At 38.6% G+C, this 16,875-nt stretch carries 14 protein-coding genes and 1 rRNA gene; 4 read left to right on the top strand and 11 right to left on the bottom strand.

Annotation, left to right across the window (positions count from 1 at the left end; genetic code table 11):
• Positions 1–195 (bottom strand): 16S ribosomal RNA (locus J7E81_RS27850); the annotation flags it as partial.
• A 279-nt stretch (positions 196–474) separates the two neighbouring features.
• Positions 475–1,338, bottom strand: a complete 864-nt coding sequence (locus tag J7E81_RS27845) for a nucleotidyltransferase-like protein (RefSeq protein ID WP_215047418.1) — start codon at positions 1,336–1,338, stop codon at positions 475–477.
• A 142-nt stretch (positions 1,339–1,480) separates the two neighbouring features.
• Here J7E81_RS27845 and J7E81_RS27840 point away from each other — a divergent pair, with 142 nt between their 5' ends.
• Positions 1,481–1,837, top strand: coding sequence for a YgzB family protein (locus J7E81_RS27840; RefSeq protein WP_215047430.1), 357 nt, complete (start codon positions 1,481–1,483; stop codon positions 1,835–1,837).
• 83 nt (positions 1,838–1,920) lie between these two features.
• Here the strand turns inward: J7E81_RS27840 and perR are convergent, their stop codons facing one another.
• The 3 genes from perR to J7E81_RS27825 form a co-directional block, all read right to left on the bottom strand.
• On the bottom strand, positions 1,921–2,358 hold the full coding sequence (perR, locus tag J7E81_RS27835) for a peroxide-responsive transcriptional repressor PerR (protein ID WP_215047417.1): 438 nt from the start codon (positions 2,356–2,358) through the stop codon (positions 1,921–1,923).
• 106 nt (positions 2,359–2,464) lie between these two features.
• Positions 2,465–3,019, bottom strand: coding sequence for a cob(I)yrinic acid a,c-diamide adenosyltransferase (locus J7E81_RS27830; RefSeq protein WP_215047416.1), 555 nt, complete (start codon positions 3,017–3,019; stop codon positions 2,465–2,467).
• 268 nt (positions 3,020–3,287) lie between these two features.
• Positions 3,288–3,920, bottom strand: coding sequence for a LysE family transporter (locus J7E81_RS27825; RefSeq protein WP_215047415.1), 633 nt, complete (start codon positions 3,918–3,920; stop codon positions 3,288–3,290).
• 171 nt (positions 3,921–4,091) lie between these two features.
• Between J7E81_RS27825 and J7E81_RS27820 the strand changes: the two genes are divergently transcribed.
• Complete coding sequence (locus J7E81_RS27820) at positions 4,092–5,765, top strand: ribonuclease J (protein WP_215047414.1); 1,674 nt, start codon at positions 4,092–4,094, stop codon at positions 5,763–5,765.
• A 50-nt stretch (positions 5,766–5,815) separates the two neighbouring features.
• On the opposite strand, the gene J7E81_RS27815 is transcribed toward J7E81_RS27820, so the two are convergent.
• The 6 genes from J7E81_RS27815 to J7E81_RS27790 form a co-directional block, all read right to left on the bottom strand.
• Positions 5,816–6,670: a manganese catalase family protein gene (locus J7E81_RS27815; protein WP_215047413.1), complete on the bottom strand. Its 855-nt coding sequence runs from the start codon at positions 6,668–6,670 to the stop codon at positions 5,816–5,818.
• A 125-nt stretch (positions 6,671–6,795) separates the two neighbouring features.
• Positions 6,796–7,266 carry a thioredoxin-dependent thiol peroxidase gene (bcp, locus tag J7E81_RS27810; protein WP_215047412.1) on the bottom strand — a complete coding sequence of 157 codons (471 nt, stop codon included), beginning with the start codon at positions 7,264–7,266 and terminating at the stop codon, positions 6,796–6,798.
• A 112-nt stretch (positions 7,267–7,378) separates the two neighbouring features.
• The gene (locus J7E81_RS27805; protein WP_235742602.1) at positions 7,379–7,768 is read right to left on the bottom strand and encodes an ion channel; all 390 of its coding nucleotides are present in this window, start codon (positions 7,766–7,768) and stop codon (positions 7,379–7,381) included.
• Between the two features lie 179 nt (positions 7,769–7,947).
• Entirely contained in the window at positions 7,948–8,733 is a 786-nt protein-coding gene (locus tag J7E81_RS27800) for an ABC transporter permease (RefSeq protein WP_215047411.1), read from the bottom strand.
• Positions 8,734–8,736: 3 nt separating this feature from the next.
• Entirely contained in the window at positions 8,737–9,528 is a 792-nt protein-coding gene (locus J7E81_RS27795; RefSeq protein WP_215047410.1) for an ABC transporter permease, read from the bottom strand.
• Positions 9,521–10,537: an ABC transporter ATP-binding protein gene (locus J7E81_RS27790; RefSeq protein WP_215047409.1), complete on the bottom strand. Its 1,017-nt coding sequence runs from the start codon at positions 10,535–10,537 to the stop codon at positions 9,521–9,523. The genes J7E81_RS27795 and J7E81_RS27790 overlap by 8 nt, the downstream gene beginning before the upstream one ends.
• Positions 10,538–10,699: 162 nt before the next feature.
• Between J7E81_RS27790 and J7E81_RS27785 the strand changes: the two genes are divergently transcribed.
• Positions 10,700–11,995, top strand: a complete 1,296-nt coding sequence (locus J7E81_RS27785; protein ID WP_374104108.1) for a glutamate-1-semialdehyde 2,1-aminomutase — start codon at positions 10,700–10,702, stop codon at positions 11,993–11,995.
• A 314-nt stretch (positions 11,996–12,309) separates the two neighbouring features.
• Positions 12,310–16,779 carry a glutamate synthase-related protein gene (locus tag J7E81_RS27780; RefSeq protein ID WP_215047408.1) on the top strand — a complete coding sequence of 1,490 codons (4,470 nt, stop codon included), beginning with the start codon at positions 12,310–12,312 and terminating at the stop codon, positions 16,777–16,779.
• Positions 16,780–16,875 lie beyond the last annotated feature (96 nt).

Here is a 16,875-nt window from a genome sequence, read left to right as displayed (position 1 = left end):
CATGAGAGGAAAAGGATTATCCGGTATTAGCACCGGTTTCCCGGTGTTATCCCAGTCTTACAGGCAGGTTGCCCACGTGTTACTCACCCGTCCGCCGCTAACCAACCGGAGCAAGCTCTTATTGATTCGCTCGACTTGCATGTATTAGGCACGCCGCCAGCGTTCGTCCTGAGCCAGGATCAAACTCTCCATGAAAGTTGATTTAGCTCATAATTTAAAACGTTGGCTTCATTTCATAAGAAATGAATATTATTGTTTGTTGACGTTTTTGTTTGTTTAGTTTTCAAAGAACAATTATTGTCACTCACAAGCGACTTTATTAATTTAACACATCTGCACTTGTGATGTCAACGTTTTTTTAAAAATAATTACCGTCACTCACGAAAGCTTTTCAGGAACGTTTCGCAGCGACGGTTATTAATATACCAAGTATTTTTATTTAGGTCAATACCTTTTATTATTTTTTTAAAATAATTATGAGACACGATAGCATCTATGAAAGACGCCATTACCTTTGGTTTCTACATTGACCACTTCAATTAAATGTTTTTCGATTAAATATTCAATCAGTACAGCTAAATCTACTGAATAAGGAATTAGTTCTTCTTCGTTCATAATTTCATTAAACAGCCAGTATTCCTTGCCCCGTAATACATCCAATAAATGAGCAGTTCCGATATTTGTTCTGGAGTGAATCAGGAACTCACTAGCCAAGAACAATAACTCAAGTCTTTTTTCTAATGTCTCTTCGCTATTGACTAGTTCTACATACAATTTATAAATTTCCGGCTCTATTTGTTTTACTTGGTGCCAAACAGTAAGTTCCGGATGCAGGCCATTTTCTATTACAGCTAATCGAGCTAAATGGTGTAAGGAATGGACTACATAGTTATATGCATCAAGAAATTGTCCACTCTCAAACAACGCTTTACCATCTACATATCGGCGAATTAATTTAGCAAATTCTAAGCCCATTTTTATTTTTCTTCCGTTAAAAGGAAAGTCTCGGAGCTCTGTTTTTAAATTCAAAACATACTCATTTCGGTCAAATAAAATTTTTGCTTCATGGATCCATTCAAATATCTTTCTGTTCGTCCCCAAAAGAAGCCATTCCTGAAGCTGTGATTCTGACACGATATGCATAGCGGCCTTTTTGTCATCATAGGTATAATGTTTAATAAATAATGACTGGTCTGCCTCTTTTACGATTATCAACAAAATAACATCAAACGAATCAGTAATATGACTTGATTTATGCTTTTTTTCGACTAACAAAACTCCTAGTGTATTGGATTGACTCGCCCTTTCTTGATAAATAGGCCGAAGGATGTCTTCCATTCATCATTCCTCCATTTTATTCAGGTAGCATTATATGTTCGACAGCGGAATCTAATTTCCTTCTTTCTTAAAAGACAATTTTCGACATTCTTTGTATTTTTTCTTCGAAAATAATTATGGTATAGTTTGTCTAGGAGGGAGAATCATGGCAAAATATTCGAGTAAAATAAATAAAATACGTACTTTTGCATTATCTTTAATCTTTATTGGGTTCATTGTGATGTATATTGGAATTTATTTTCGGACTTCACCCATTATTATGACCATCTTTATGCTTTTAGGGCTACTTTTTATTATCGCAAGTACGGTCGTCTATTTTTGGATTGGAATGCTTTCAACCAAAACCATTCAAGTTAAGTGCCCAAGCTGCGGCAAACCTACCAAAATGCTTGGCCGGGTGGATATGTGTATGCACTGCCGTGAACCATTAACATTGGATCAAAGTCTCGAAGGTAAACAATTTGATGAATCCTATAACCATAAAAAAGAAAATCAATAAAAAGAGGATGACGAAAGCCTATTGGTTTAACCAAAGGTTTAAGTCATCCTCTTTTTTTAGATAAAAGAACCATTCATTAATAATCAATGCACTTCTTTACTAGCACAATCAGGACAAGACCCGTAAATCTCCATACGATGAGTATCTACTTTAAAGCCTGTTACATGCGAAGCTAGATGCTCGACCTCGTCGAGACCTGGATAATGAAAATCAACGATTTTACCACAGTTTTGACAAATTACATGGTAATGATGAGAAGTGACAAAATCAAAACGAGCCGATGCATCCCCATAGGTTAATTCTTTAACAAGTCCAACTTCACGAAATACCCGTAAATTATTGTAAACTGTTGCCACGCTCATATTAGGGAATTTCCCTTCAAGGGCTTTATAAATTTCATCTGCTGTAGGATGTGACATTGAGTTTATTAAATATTCAAGTATCGCATGACGTTGCGGAGTAATTCGCACACCTGTATCCTTCAGGGTATCCAACGCTTCTTTTAACTGATTCATCGCCATGCACCTTCTTTCTAAAAGATATTATTAGATTATAATTGTTATAATTAATTTTACTAGGTCTTTTGTACGTTTGTCAATATTGTAATCTAATAAACACTACATGTTGCTAACTATTACCATGTAAGGTTTGTTCACTCTGTCCTAATTGATAATTAACATATCTAGCTGTTACAAACAAGAGGTCTGAAAGCCGGTTTAAATAAGCTAAGACCAATGGATTTACTTCTTCACCTAACGAAACTGCACACCGTTCAGCTCTCCGTACGATTGTTCGGGCTACATGGAAGGCAGCACCTGCGGGATGTCCCCCAGGAAGAATAAAATTGGTCAGCCCTGGCAGTGTTATATCCCAATCATCAATTTGTTCTTCTAATTGTGAAATTTCAGAAGCTGCAAGCTTCCATTTTACTTCTTTACCCTGGGGTGTAGCCAATTCAGCTCCGACATGGAAAAGGTTTGTTTGTATTTTATGATATACATTTTCAATTATTTCTTTCCCTTGAAAATTTTCATTTTTTAAGTAGCTTAAGGCAAGACCAATCATCGAGTTTGTTTCATCACAAGTTCCATATGCTTCGACCCGGATATCATTTTTTGCTACTCTTTGACCATAAATCAAGGAAGTGGTGCCTTTATCACCTGTTTTGGTATAGATTTTCATTTGCTTACCTCCATTATCAATAGTTAATTACTGTTTACTTATTTAAATTACAGTAGTGCCATTTTCTTCATCTTAGCACCTATACTTATATTTGGAAAAATTGTAATCATGATATCCATTCACAAAAAAAAGAAGGGTCACAATGGACCCCGAATAATTTTTATCTGAGGAGGTATGCCCTAATAGAATGATATTCAATTACGCTTTTATTGCATTGGACAAATGCCTTTTCTTGAGAAAATAGGCTTTCTTTCGAGTATGTAAATGATTATCCCCAAAGAGCATCGATTCCTTGATATCCGAAATAAATTCCAAAAATAACTAGCGATGCACCGGAAATAATGGATATGGCTATTAAGCTTTTAGAACTGAGAAGTTTTCGGAACCCTGTTGTTAGTGCCGCCACAAATAGATCCCAAAAGGTCAAGCCGAGAAAGATCATACTGCTATAGATTAAAAGTGACTCCGTACCGTTTGTTTGGGCTGTTTTCGCAAGAACAGATCCATAAATCCCAAGCCAAAATAGGATCGATAAGGGACTTGTAATCGATAACATAAACCCAGTCAAGAAACATTTGTATAGAGGCTCTTTATTCCGGCTATATGACAGTGTGATCGTATTGGCGTTTTTTATACTTTCAAATCCCGAGTAAATGAGAACAAAACCACCAAACAGCCATAGGAAAATTTGTACGATAGGGATGCCGAGAAACTGAACCATCCCAAGGTATACCAAAAGCATGAAAATTCCATCTGCCATCATGGAGCCCAACCCAACAATCCAAGCATGCCAAAATCCATTTTTTATTCCTTTATCCAGACGCGCTGAGTTAACCGGACCAATCGGAGCTGCTAAGGTAAATCCTAGAATGATATAACTGATTAGTATGTTAGCGCTCAATAAAACCACTCCACCCACTTTTTAATCAACTTGTACATATTATGTAAGAAGTTGCTAAGTCATGTCCAAAATAGATGTGCATAGGGTAAGAAATTACATACTCCTGCTCCTGCATCAAAATGATACAGAAAGGAATAATAAAAATATTTAGTTAGGATTGGAGGAAAAAAGATGGTATCCACTGAAAACGCGTTATCCATTTTTGCTCTTGGCGGAATTAATGAAATTGGAAAAAACATGTATGTTGTTCAGTATGAAGACGATATTTTTATTATTGATTGTGGTGGTAAATTCCCTGATGAAAGCTTACTGGGGATTGATTTAATTATTCCTGACATTACCTATTTAGAGGAGAATCAGGACAAAATTAGAGCCTTAATTGTAACTCATGGACACGAAGACCATATTGGCGGCATTCCCTACTTTTTAAGGAAATTAAAAGTTCCTATTTATGCAACTCAGTTTACACTTGGATTAATTGAGTTAAAAATTGATGAACATAGACTAAGAGGGGATTCCAAACTAATTACGATCGACTCCAATTCAAAACTGGAATTCGGAAAGGTTGAGATTTCCTTCTTTAAAGTAAGCCATAGCATACCCGACTGCCTCGGAATTGTCTTTCATACACCTGAAGGGAATGTGGTACACACAGGTGATTTCAAATTCGATTTAACACCTGCCAATAATCAATATTCCGATATACATAAAATGGCAGATATCGGTCAAAAAGGTGTTTTAGCTTTAATATCGGAAAGTACCAATGCAGAGAGGAAAGGATTAACCCCTTCTGAACAAATGGTTGGTTCCCATATGGATGAAGCCTTTATCAAGGCAAGAGGAAAAATTTTCATTTCAACTTTTGCATCGAATGTCAATCGGGTTCAGCAAGTAGTGGAATCAGCATTAAAAGTAAATCGGAAGCTGGCATTATTAGGCCGAAGTATGGTGAATGTTGTTAATGTAGCGATAGAACGGGGTTATTTAACTGTGCCCGAAGGAATGTTAATTGACGCAGGTGAGGTTGATAAACTTCCTGCCGAGAAGGTTGCCATTCTTTGTACTGGCAGTCAAGGCGAACCAATGGCCGCACTTTCTAGACTTGCAAGTGGAAATTACCGCGATGTTGCCATATATCCTGGCGATACGGTGGTTTTAGCAGCTTCCCCGATTCCAGGAAACGAAAAGGATGTTTCAAAAATTATCGATAATTTATTTCAGCTGGGTGCTAAGGTCATCTACGGTTCTGGCAGCACGACCGGAATGCATGTTTCAGGACATGGATATCAGGAAGACCTCAAGCTGATGCTCACATTAATGAAACCGACCTATTTCATTCCAATTCATGGTGAATATCGCATGCTTCATCATCACCGTATGTTAGCTGAATCGGTTGGAGTGGAAAAAGGCAATACCTTTATTATTAAAAATGGTGAGGTTGTCGATATTAAAAATGGTGTTGCCCGGCAGACACGATCCGTTCCAGCTGGAGATACTTACGTGGATGGAATTGGAGTAGGGGATGTTGGGGATATAGTTTTACGGGACAGAAAACAGTTATCTGAAGATGGAATGCTCGTTATTGTCATCACTATTAGCAAGGGAGACCGGAAAATTATTTCTGGACCAGATACGATTACTCGCGGGTTTGTTTATGCAAGAGACTCGGATGAACTGCTAAAAGAGGTAAACCGCCTTGTTAAAAAGACAGTAAATGATATGCAAGCCGGAAATATACGCCAATGGAATGTGATGAAACAAAACATTAAAAAGTCGGTTGGACAATATTTATTTACTCAGACCAAACGAAAGCCAATGATTCTTCCGATTATTATTGAAATCTAATGAGGGCACAAAAAAAGGATGATCACAGCTGTGACGCATCCTTTTTTCATTTAATTATTTAAATCATATAATCCCGGGCTATGTTCATTTGGCATTTCAGGCAGGACTGGAACTGGATACCCATTTGGAGGCGGTACAACTTGAAGGGTGCCATCATTCCTGCTTGGAGACTCACCTTGGAAGATTTGACCAATTTGTGTCTCATCCAATCTGAAATTGAATTGAGCATTATGGAAGCCCATTTCAACATATTTACGGCATTCTGGATACTTATTAATATCGTAATTAGGTACTGGAAAGACTTTTGCCCAATCAACACCTAATGTTTCTAATGCTTTCGCAAATGCATTTTGGTGTGCGTTATCTCTGACAATCAAGAAAGCTAAAGTTTCTCTAAATGTCTTATTAGAACTCATTTCATAAATGCGGGACTTTTGCAGAACCCCTGTAGACTCCAAGACTAGATTGTCCAATAAATCGCTAATTAAGTTTCCGTGACTATAAACATAATTTCCGTTCCACGGATTACCAGCAGCATCTACTGGCAAAGAGCTTTGTGCCCCCATAATAAAGTGATGTGGGTTCGCATGCTTAATAGCTTCCTCAAGTGGAGCGCCAGTACTTCCCCCTGCCCCTACAGCTTCTTCACCAGAACCGTTTAAGAGTTGATTGATGGTCGTTTGAACAAGCTCGACGTGGCTGATTTCCTCTAGGAAAACACCTCTAATTAGATCACGATATTGCTTTTGGTTTCCACGGAAATTCGAACTTTGGAAAAAGAATTGCATCATCGTCCGCATTTCCCCGAATCTTCCGCCCAAAGTTTCTTGAAGTACCTTTGCTGCGGATGGATCTGGTTTATCCGGGACGATCATGTTTATTAAATCTTCTTTATAAAAGTACAAAATAATACCCCCTAAATAGTTCATTCGAATACCTATTTAGCATTTCCTATCCATTACCACTTAACCAAACATTAAGGTGTTTTTTGTGTAAAATGCTGAAACGAATAAACTTTTAGGGGGAAGAATTAAATTAAATTTTCTTTTACATACTGCAAGGCTTCCTCTACATGTCCCTTAACCTTTACCTTGCGCCACTCTTTAACTAGCTTACCTTCCTTATCAATAACAAATGTCGACCGTTCAATTCCCATATATTCTTTTCCAAAGTTTTTCTTTAGCTTCCAAACTTCATACATTTCTGCTGCTTTATGTTCTTCATCAACTAAAAGCAGGAACGGCAGATTATATTTTTCAATAAATTTCTCATGCTTTTCTTGAGGGTCTGGGCTAATTCCAATAATCACGCAATCTAACTCGGAAAAGCTTTGATGGTAATCGCGAAAATCACATGCCTGTGTAGTGCAACCCGGCGTCATATCTTTCGGATAGAAATACAAGACTATGTTTTTCCCTCTAAAATCTGCTAAGCTCACTTTTTCTCCATTTGGATCTTTTAATTCAAAGTCTGGTGCTAGGTTGCCTATTTCAATCGTCATTTTTACCTCTTCCTTTGCTTAGTTATCGATTGTACTTTTGCGGTTTGGTACTATTGCTTATCCATAGCGTAACCAAACTCAACCAATAACACAATTACTACTAACAGAGCGGTTACTTTTCACTATTTAACACAACTCTAGCAACAAATGCCGCCGGTAAGGTATAGCCAATTAATGCCTCGATCACAGCAATCATTCTACCTAAACCTTGTGGAAGCACATCACCGTTTCCAACTGAAAAAAGCGTCATCGCACTAAAATAAAAGCTTGTTTCAAAAATATTATGATCAGGGTGATTCACCTCACGAAGCAGAGTAATACCAATTAAATTAAACAGGATGTAGATCATACCAAAACCTAGGATAATTGTTAAATAGACAGCTCCTAAATATAAAAAATTCTCAACCGAAGCAAATTTCCCTCGAAGCGTGTTCGGAATAAATAGGGTACGCAGACTCATGAAAATGCAAAATATGACAATCGGGAGCAAGAAATAGAACACAGAAACCACCCCTAATAGAAATACGCGTTATTCTATTCCTATGCAGGCTTGGACCATAAAATATCAAAAACCGGGCATAGGCCCGGTTAATAGAAAAACGGAAGCGCCTTGACCAGGGGCTTATGACCCCGAGCCCCTAGGCGCTGGAGCTGGACAATTATCAGTGTTGGATGCTTATTTTAATTCCCCGCACCCCGATATTTTTTTACTCCTTGATTCCAAAGGATAATTGAAAGAATAAAGAAAATAACTCCAATGACTGGGGTGAAAAATGAATACCAGTACCATTCTTGTTTTCCTAGAAAAAAAGCCGCAGGGTACACACCCACAAACGCAAACGGTAATATCCACGTTAAAACAAAGCGGATTAATTGATTATAAATATTTACCGGATATCTGCCGTAACTGCTGATATTATACATCATAGGCATCAGGGACGTCCTTGCATCAGCCCAAAAGCTAATACAGGCAAGCAAGATAAAGATGCCCCCATATACAAGTGCACCACCTATGACAAAAATAATAAACAAGATCGGGTCATACCAATCTATATCTAAATGAAGCCTGCTGCCGGCATAAAACATGATGACAAGTCCTGTTATTGCCCCTAACAGTGCTTCAAGTTCAAGCCGTTCCAATATAATTTGAAAGAGGCTGTGGATAGGCCTTGTTAAAATTCGGTCCAATTCTCCCTTTACAATGTAGCGCTCGTTAAAATCCCAAATATTAAAAAAGGCTGAAAAAACCGCATATGGGACTAAGAAAAAACCATAGATAAAAATAATTTCATCTCTTGTCCATCCATGCAGTAATTGAGTATGACCAAAGACAACTAAGATGAAGACAAGATTAATGGCTTGCGAAAGTAAATCGGAGAAAAATTCTACCAACACATCTGCACGGTATTGGAACCTTGTTTTTAGATATTGTGATAGGTATTGAAAAAACATAGATAGATAAAACACAGATTAACCCCCTTGAATAATCAACTGTTTTTTCGCTAGATGCCAAAGTAAATAAATTGGCAGCAGTAAGATGATTACCCAAATAAATTGCTGGCCGATAGCTGATATCGCCTGATCATGAGAAAAACCTTTAGTAAAAATCATACTCGGCGTATAACTAATTCCCTGAAATGGCAAAAAGCCCATTATGGTTTGTGCCCATCCCGGAAAAAAACTAATCGGCAGAAGAAGTCCTGAAAACAAATCAATCACAACTCGTTTTGCACGAATTAGACCGGCGTTATTATATAAGAAGAAAGTGGTTATTCCCGTTAATAAATTAAGTTCCGTATTTATAAAAAAACTCAATATAATAGAAATCGCGAATAATCCCCAAACACTTAAATCCCAAGTGAAATGAATCGGGAAAATAAAATAAACGATAATAAGCCCCGGAGCTGAAAAGAAGAACAGCCTAAAAATTCCTTCTCCCAAGCCCTGCATCGTTTTCATCCCTAAATAGTTGTAGGGTCTGATTAGTTCAATCGCTACTTTCCCTTCCATGATTTCCTGAGCCATTTCACGGTCAAGATTATTAAAATAAAAGGCCCTTGCCATCCAAGAAACAGCTACATACGTAGTCATTTGGATAACAGAAAGTCCTTGGATCTGTTCTTTCCCGCCATAAATAGCCGTCCATAGAAAATAATAAACCCCAATATTAATACTATAAATCAGAATACCCGTGTAATAATCTGACCGGTAGGCCATCATCATTAAAAAACGGATTCTAATCATCTCTAAGTATTTATCCAATTTCCACAGCACCCTTTTCATAGATTTTTCGAATGATTTCTTCTGTTGAAGTTTCGTTTATTTTTACATCTTTAATTTGAAATGAAGCCACGATTCGGGCGATTACCTGTGAAATTAATTCTTCTCGATCCTCTACTGTAGCAGTAAAAATTTGGTCTTTCTGATTTAGCTCCCATACCACCGGCAAGCCGCTGGTAATTTTTTGTACAGCAGGCATGTCGACTGCCTCAAGAAATTGGAATTGCAATTCTTTCTGATCGCCCCATTTTTCCTTCAGTTCCCTCAAGGCCCCATCATATATTACTTTTCCTTCATCAAGCATGACAACGCGCTCACACAATGCCTCAATATCAGATAGGTCATGAGTTGTCAGTAGAATGGTAGTATTATACTTTTCATTTATTTCCTTTAAGAATTCTCTGATTTTTAACTTTACCAGCACATCTAACCCGATGGTCGGTTCATCTAGAAATAGCAAGGGCGGATTATGAATTAAAGCAGCTGCAAGCTCACAGCGCATTCTTTGACCCAATGACAACTTTCGAACAGGCTTGTCCAAAAGTGGTTCAATATCCAAAGTTTTAATGACATGATTCATATGCTGATCATATTGTTCGTCAGATACTTTATAAACTTTTTTCAACAAGCGGAATGACTCTTGCACAGCAATATCCCACCATAATTGCGAGCGCTGCCCAAAAACAACGCCAATCGTTTGTACAAATCGTTCCCGCTCCTTATGAGGATTCATCCCATTCACTACGATTTCTCCGGATGTTGGCGTTAGTATTCCGGTCAGCATTTTAATTGTGGTCGATTTCCCTGCACCATTTTCGCCAATGTATCCCACCATCTCTCCTTTTTTAACTGAAAAATTAATATCATTTACAGCGGGGACCACTTTATAATTACGAGTAAATAAATCCCGGAACGCACCTTTCAAACCAGAACGGCTGGAATAGGCTTTAAACTCTTTTCGTAAATTTTTAACTTGTATGACATTTTCCATTATTCTTCCTCCTGAAACATTGCCCTAAATAATAAGTTTAGCCAAATATACTCATTTAAACAACTATCCTTAATTACAGCAAATTTCCGAAAATATAAAACAGATAGAAGTCACCTTAAAAAGTGTTAAAATAAAGAGATACGTAAATAAGGAGGAAAGATTGTGCGATTTATTAATTCAGAAAGATTACATAACGAAGCATTAGAACACATCGTAGGCGGAGTTAACAGCCCCTCAAGGTCTTACAAGGCAGTTGGCGGCGGTTCTCCTGTGGTAATGGAACGTGGACAGGGAGCTTATTTCTGGGACGTCGACGGAAACCAATATATCGATTTTCTCGCTGCTTATGGTCCAATTATCGCAGGACATGCCCATCCACATATTACCGAAGCGATTAAACGTGCCGCTGAGACCGGAGTCCTCTACGGAACTCCAACCCCTCATGAGGTAAAATTCGCCAAAATGCTAAAGGAAGCCATTCCATCCTTAGATAAGGTTCGATTTGTTAACTCCGGGACAGAAGCCGTAATGTCCACCATTCGTGTTGCCCGTGCCCATACCGGTCGTGATAAAATTATTAAATTTGCCGGCTGTTATCACGGACATTCAGACCTTGTTCTAGTTGCCGCAGGTTCAGGCCCATCAACGCTTGGGACTCCAGATTCAGCAGGTGTGCCAAAGAGCATTGCCCAAGAAGTCATCACTGTTCCATTCAATGATATCGAACCATTTAAACAGGCATTAGAAAAATGGGGCGATCAGGTTGCAGCTGTATTAGTAGAACCAATTGTTGGAAACTTCGGGATTGTTGAACCGAAACCAGGATTCTTACAGCAGGTGAATGACCTCACCCATGAAGCCGGTGCACTGGTTATCTATGATGAAGTCATAACAGCCTTTCGTTTTATGTATGGCGGTGCTCAGGATTTATTAGGGGTACAGCCGGATTTAACCGCGTTAGGTAAAATTATTGGCGGCGGACTCCCAATCGGGGCATATGGCGGCCGCAAAGAAATTATGGAAAAGGTTGCACCATTAGGAACTGCCTACCAGGCTGGTACAATGGCTGGGAACCCTGCCTCCATGCTTTCTGGAATTGCCTGCCTTGAAGTATTAAAGCAAGACGGAGTTTATGAGTACTTGGACCAGTTAGGAGCTATGCTTGAAGAAGGTATCATCGATGCTGCTAAGGAGAATGGAATTGAGATTACCATTAACCGTTTAAAAGGAGCTCTAACGGTTTATTTTACAAATGAAATAATTGAAAACTATGAGCAAGCAGAAAAAACGGATGGAGAAATGTTCGGGAAATTTTTCAAGCTTATGCTTCATCAAGGTATTAATCTTGCTCCATCAAAATATGAAGCTTGGTTTTTAACCATTGCTCATACAAAAGAAGACATTGAAGCTACACTACACGCGGTTAGAAATGCATTTTCTTCACTAAAATCCGAATAATTATGCATTTTTTATGCACCTAAGGGAGTGGGAAACACTCCCTTATATTTTTTAAATGTTGATGAAAACGGTTACATAAACATCTTTCTTCCTAAATTTGCATAATTTTTTGTACACTTTTTTATCCAAAATAATGTATATTTATTTGATTTCTGAAAATTCTTGTGATAATATAAGCTTATTATTTCTTTCTTGAATCTTTAACTTTCACCTAAATAAAAAGTTAATAAATTCATTCTGCAAGTAGACTCATAATCCAAAAGTTTCATAGGAGGTGAAACGGCTTTAACGGTGACCCGATGAAGCCAAGAATAATGTCACAAAACTGGACCCCTTCCCTATTTAAAGATTTCCATAAGCAAGAACATGATGCCTGTGGAATTGTTGCTTGTCTTGAAAAAAGCAAAATCCCAACAAGAAAAAATATTTTTGACTGTATAGAAGCCCTTGTTACAATGAACCATCGTGCTGGTTTTATTAACGGCGAAGGTGATGGTGTTGGGATCCATATGGATATTCCAACGAAGCTTTGGAAACAAAAACTCTCCGCAGCAGACATTGAGGCAAACCTTGTAGACCAAAAGAATTTTGCTGTTGGTCATGTTTTCATCAGCCAACAAGTTAACTGGGAGTCTACCAAACAAGAACTACAAAAAAAGCTAGAAAAATACGAGCTTACCTTAGTTTTTGAAACTGATAAAGTTACTGACTCTTCAGCACTTGGTCCAATTGCCATCCAAGAAAACCCTGTGTTCTGGCAATTCGCCTGTGTTTCTACAAAAGAAGGCCAAGAACTGACCAAGAACCTTTTTGATGCCCTTATTGACTTTGAGACAAACGAGAATGTTCATGTCGCATCACTTAGTCAAAATCATGTCGTTTATAAAGTAATGGGTGCAGGAGATATTTTGCCTCGTTACTATCATGACTTAGCGAATCCACTTGTCGCTTCAACTATGACACTAGGACATAATCGTTATTCAACTAATACGCTATCAAGCTTTTTCCGGGTGCAGCCATTTAGTGTACTAGGTCACAATGGCGAGATTAATACTATTGCCAAGCTTCGTGACGAAGCACGAATGATCGGAGTACCTTTAGTAAAAGACGGAAGTGACTCCCAAGATTTAAGCCGTACAATGGAAACCTTAATCTCTCGTCACGGATATTCTTTATTTGAAACAATGGATCTTTTGTTCCCGCCAATCATAAATGAAATTAAGGCATACCCTGAACATCTTCAGGATTTATATACGTATCTTCGTGAAGCATGGGGACATTTTGCTCAAGGACCTGCAGGCATTATCTCACGTTATGGCGATGAAGCAGTATTTAGTGTAGATGCTTTAGGATTACGGCCACTATGGATGCTGGAAACTGAAAGCTCTTATCTCTTCTCTTCTGAACCTGGGATTATTCCTTCAAGTGAATATGTGAATGACCCAAAACCGTTAGCCCCTGGTGAGAAGGTTGGATTTAAATGGAATGGTGATACATTAGACGTTTACGAGCAAAACCGTTACCAAAACGAAGTATACAACCGTTTCAATAACCGCTTAAGCTTAAGTGAATCAAGAGTAAGACTTCAGGCTCCAACATTAAATAAAACTGTTACAATGAGTTATCCAGATAAAATTCACAATGGACAATATAAAGCATTTGGCTGGGAACGTGATCATATTCAACTCATTGAACAAATGGCCGAAAAAGGTATAGAGCCTATTCGTTCACTTGGTCATGACGCACCGCTTGCAGCACTAAACCCTGAACGTGTTAATATCGCTGACTATATTAAAGAAAGTGTTGCCGTGGTAACGAACCCTGCTATTGACCGTGACCGTGAAACAGAGCACTTCTCTACCCGTGTTATCATTGGGAAACGGCCAGTTTTGTTTTCTGATGAGAAAGCAAATGCAGTTATTGAGCTTACGACTCCTTTATTATTGGAAGGAAAAGCTGGTTTCACCTGTGCAGAAGACCTAGGACAGCCTAGCTTTGATCAGTTAGTCCACTATTTCCAAGAACAGAAATTAGCTGCCTTTATTTCTACTACCTTTGCATCAAACGAAAAATTAGATGAGGCATTAGAAAGACTGGCAAATGAAGCGGTTCAAGCGGTTCAAGCTGGTAAAACACTGCTGATCCTTGATGATGCGAAAGCACACCAAGAAGATTCCTTCTGGATTGATTCACATTTAGTAACATCTGCAATTGATCAAGCATTAGTAAAAGCAGAGTTAAGAAGAGACTGTTCTTTACTACTACGTTCAGCATCGATTCGTTCGCTTCATGATGTTATTACAGTATTCGGTTTAGGAGCAGATTTGATTAGCCCATATTACATGTTCTTAACGGTTCAAGATGAAACAACTAAGCCGTTAATAAACCTTTATAGTGCTTTAACAAAAGGATTAGAAAAGGTTATTTCTACGATTGGGATTCACGAGCTGCGCGGATACGGCAGACTATACTCAAGTATTGGGTTACATGATGAAGTTGCCAAAGTATTAAACATCGTAAACTTCTTTGGATCAAATGAAATCAAAATGGATTTTGAAGCAATGAAGCAGGATGCTATCAAAAGAGCAGCAGATTACCAGAATGATAAAGAAAGAGTCGGCAAAACGTTCCACCTCTTCCCTCGTATTTGGAAAGCCATTGGGGAAGTTGCTTCTACCGGTGACTATAACGCATATCGCGATAAAATTACTGAGCAGGAAGAGCAAAACCCGACGACAATTCGTCATTTGGTGTCACTTAAAAAGAGTAACAAACAAGTATCACCAGAAGAAGTGGATCTTCGTGTTGGAGAACATGATTTACCATTCTTAATTTCTTCCATGTCATTTGGCTCACAAAACGAAATTGCCTTTAGAGCATATGCCGAAGGTGCTGATCGTTTGAATATGGTGAGTTTGAATGGTGAAGGCGGCGAAATTAAGGATATGCTGGGTAAATATCCTAAAACAAGAGGACAGCAAATTGCTTCCGGCCGTTTTGGAGTAAATGCGGAACTGTTAAATTCTTCAAATCTATTAGAAATTAAAATTGGTCAGGGTGCAAAGCCTGGTGAAGGCGGACACTTACCTGGATCTAAGGTTACAGCAAAGGTTGCAGCCGCACGTAACGCAACGCTTGGATCTGATTTAATCTCACCATCTAATAACCATGATATCTATTCGATTGAAGATTTGGCACAAATGATTTTAGAATTAAAAACAGCCAACGACCAAGCTAAAATTGCGGTTAAAGTACCTGTCGTACCTAATATCGGTACTATTGCAGTCGGTATTGCCAAAGCTGGTGCAGATATCATCACACTAAGCGGCTTTGATGGCGGTACAGGTGCAGCTAGAATCCATGCCCTTCAATATGTTGGTTTACCTGTTGAAATCGGGGTTAAAGCAGCTCACAATGCCCTATTAGAAAGCGGACTTCGCCAAAAAGTAGAAATTTGGGCAGATGGCGGTATGAAGAGTGCAAATGATGTTATCAAAATTATGCTTTTAGGCGCTAACCGTGTTGGATTCGGTACATTAGCGATGCTTTCAATTGGTTGTACAACTTGCCGCGGCTGTCATTTGGATACTTGCCATGTTGGTATTGCTACCCAGATTGAAACAGAAGCTCAGGCAAAAGACCATGGACTACGTCGTTTTGTTCCTAGACAATTCGATTTAGCTGTTCAAGGAATTATGAATCTCTTTACTGCATTTGGTTCCGAATTAAAAGCCCTTGCTGCTTCATTGGGAATTAAAAATTTACAAGATGCAGTTGGCCATTCAGAACTACTAGAACAGATTAAGGGAGATAATCAACTTGACCTTTCTTACCTGTTAAAATCACTTGAAATTGGTCAATTTGCAAAAGTTGAAGCTTCGAAATCAATGGAAGAAGTTCAAATGCAGGTGGCTGCAGGTGCGGAATATCTTGATGCAAGTGTAGATCAACTTCATTCATCACGTGAGTTCTTAAGTGTAACATCTGAACAAAGAGTATTAGGCAGCCGGGTATCCTGCCACCGCGTCCGCGGCAGATTAGATGGTTCCTATAAGCAGCTGGCACCTGTTCAGCTCAAGTATAAGGAAGGCTCTATCCCTGGTAACGGACTAGGTGCTTATAATAGTGAAGGAATTGAAATTACTGTCAATGGCGGAGGTCAAGATGGTGTCGGAAAAACTTCCTTCGGCGGTAATATTCATGTTCTTAAGTCTAAAGGTAAAAATGGCCGTTATCTCAATGGTTCAGTTGGTAAAGGGTTCGGTTACGGTGCTCAAAAAGGTCTTCTTGTTGCTCAAGGAAATGCTGATGCCCGAGCAGGAATCCGTCTCTCTGGAGCTGATTTAATTATTGGTGGTGCTCTAAAGAAGCCTCTTCCAGAGAAAGAAGCTGGAAATATTGGAGCAAATGCAAATATCAAAGGTTTTGCCTTTGAATATATGACAAATGGCCGCGGCCTTGTTCTCGGTGACCCAGGACCATGGATTTGCGCAGGTATGACTGGTGGAGTGGTATATGTCCGTCAACAGCCTGAAATGGGTCTAACCAAAGAGGCAATTCAACGCCGTGTTGCAAAAGGTGCCAAAGTTTCTGTAGTTAATTTAGACGGAAATGGCAAAAAAGATATTAATGAACTATTAGGTCAATATACTGCTCTACTGGCTCAAAATGGTCAAACTGAAGAGGCAGAACAGCTTAGAAACCTTCTAGTAAATCCAGAAAATCACTTTGTACAAATTCTTCCTGTAAAAGAGCAGGCCGATCCATCTGTTTCTACAGAATGATTTCTAATTAAGCAAAAAACGTCCGCTGATTCCCAGCGGACGTTTTTTTACGTTTTTTTACATTTTTTTAATATAAACTGAATATATAAATTGATA

Source organism: Bacillus sp. ISL-18 (assembly GCF_018613415.1).
Classification (GTDB): Bacteria; Bacillota; Bacilli; order Bacillales; family Cytobacillaceae; genus Neobacillus.
This window is presented reverse-complemented; position numbering and strand designations above follow the sequence as displayed.

What these genes read in the sequence shown, in the direction of transcription:
- J7E81_RS27790 (WP_215047409.1), bottom strand. Translation starts at nt 10,537, where the DNA reads ATGGAAAATGTCATACAAGTTAAAAATTTACGAAAAGAGTTTAAAGCC.
- J7E81_RS27780 (WP_215047408.1), top strand. Translation starts at nt 12,310, where the DNA reads ATGTCACAAAACTGGACCCCTTCCCTATTTAAAGATTTCCATAAGCAA.
- J7E81_RS27830 (WP_215047416.1), bottom strand. Translation starts at nt 3,019, where the DNA reads ATGAAAATCTATACCAAAACAGGTGATAAAGGCACCACTTCCTTGATT.
- perR (WP_215047417.1), bottom strand. Translation starts at nt 2,358, where the DNA reads ATGGCGATGAATCAGTTAAAAGAAGCGTTGGATACCCTGAAGGATACA.
- bcp (WP_215047412.1), bottom strand. Translation starts at nt 7,266, where the DNA reads ATGACGATTGAAATAGGCAACCTAGCACCAGACTTTGAATTAAAAGAT.
- J7E81_RS27845 (WP_215047418.1), bottom strand. Translation starts at nt 1,338, where the DNA reads ATGGAAGACATCCTTCGGCCTATTTATCAAGAAAGGGCGAGTCAATCC.
- J7E81_RS27820 (WP_215047414.1), top strand. Translation starts at nt 4,092, where the DNA reads ATGGTATCCACTGAAAACGCGTTATCCATTTTTGCTCTTGGCGGAATT.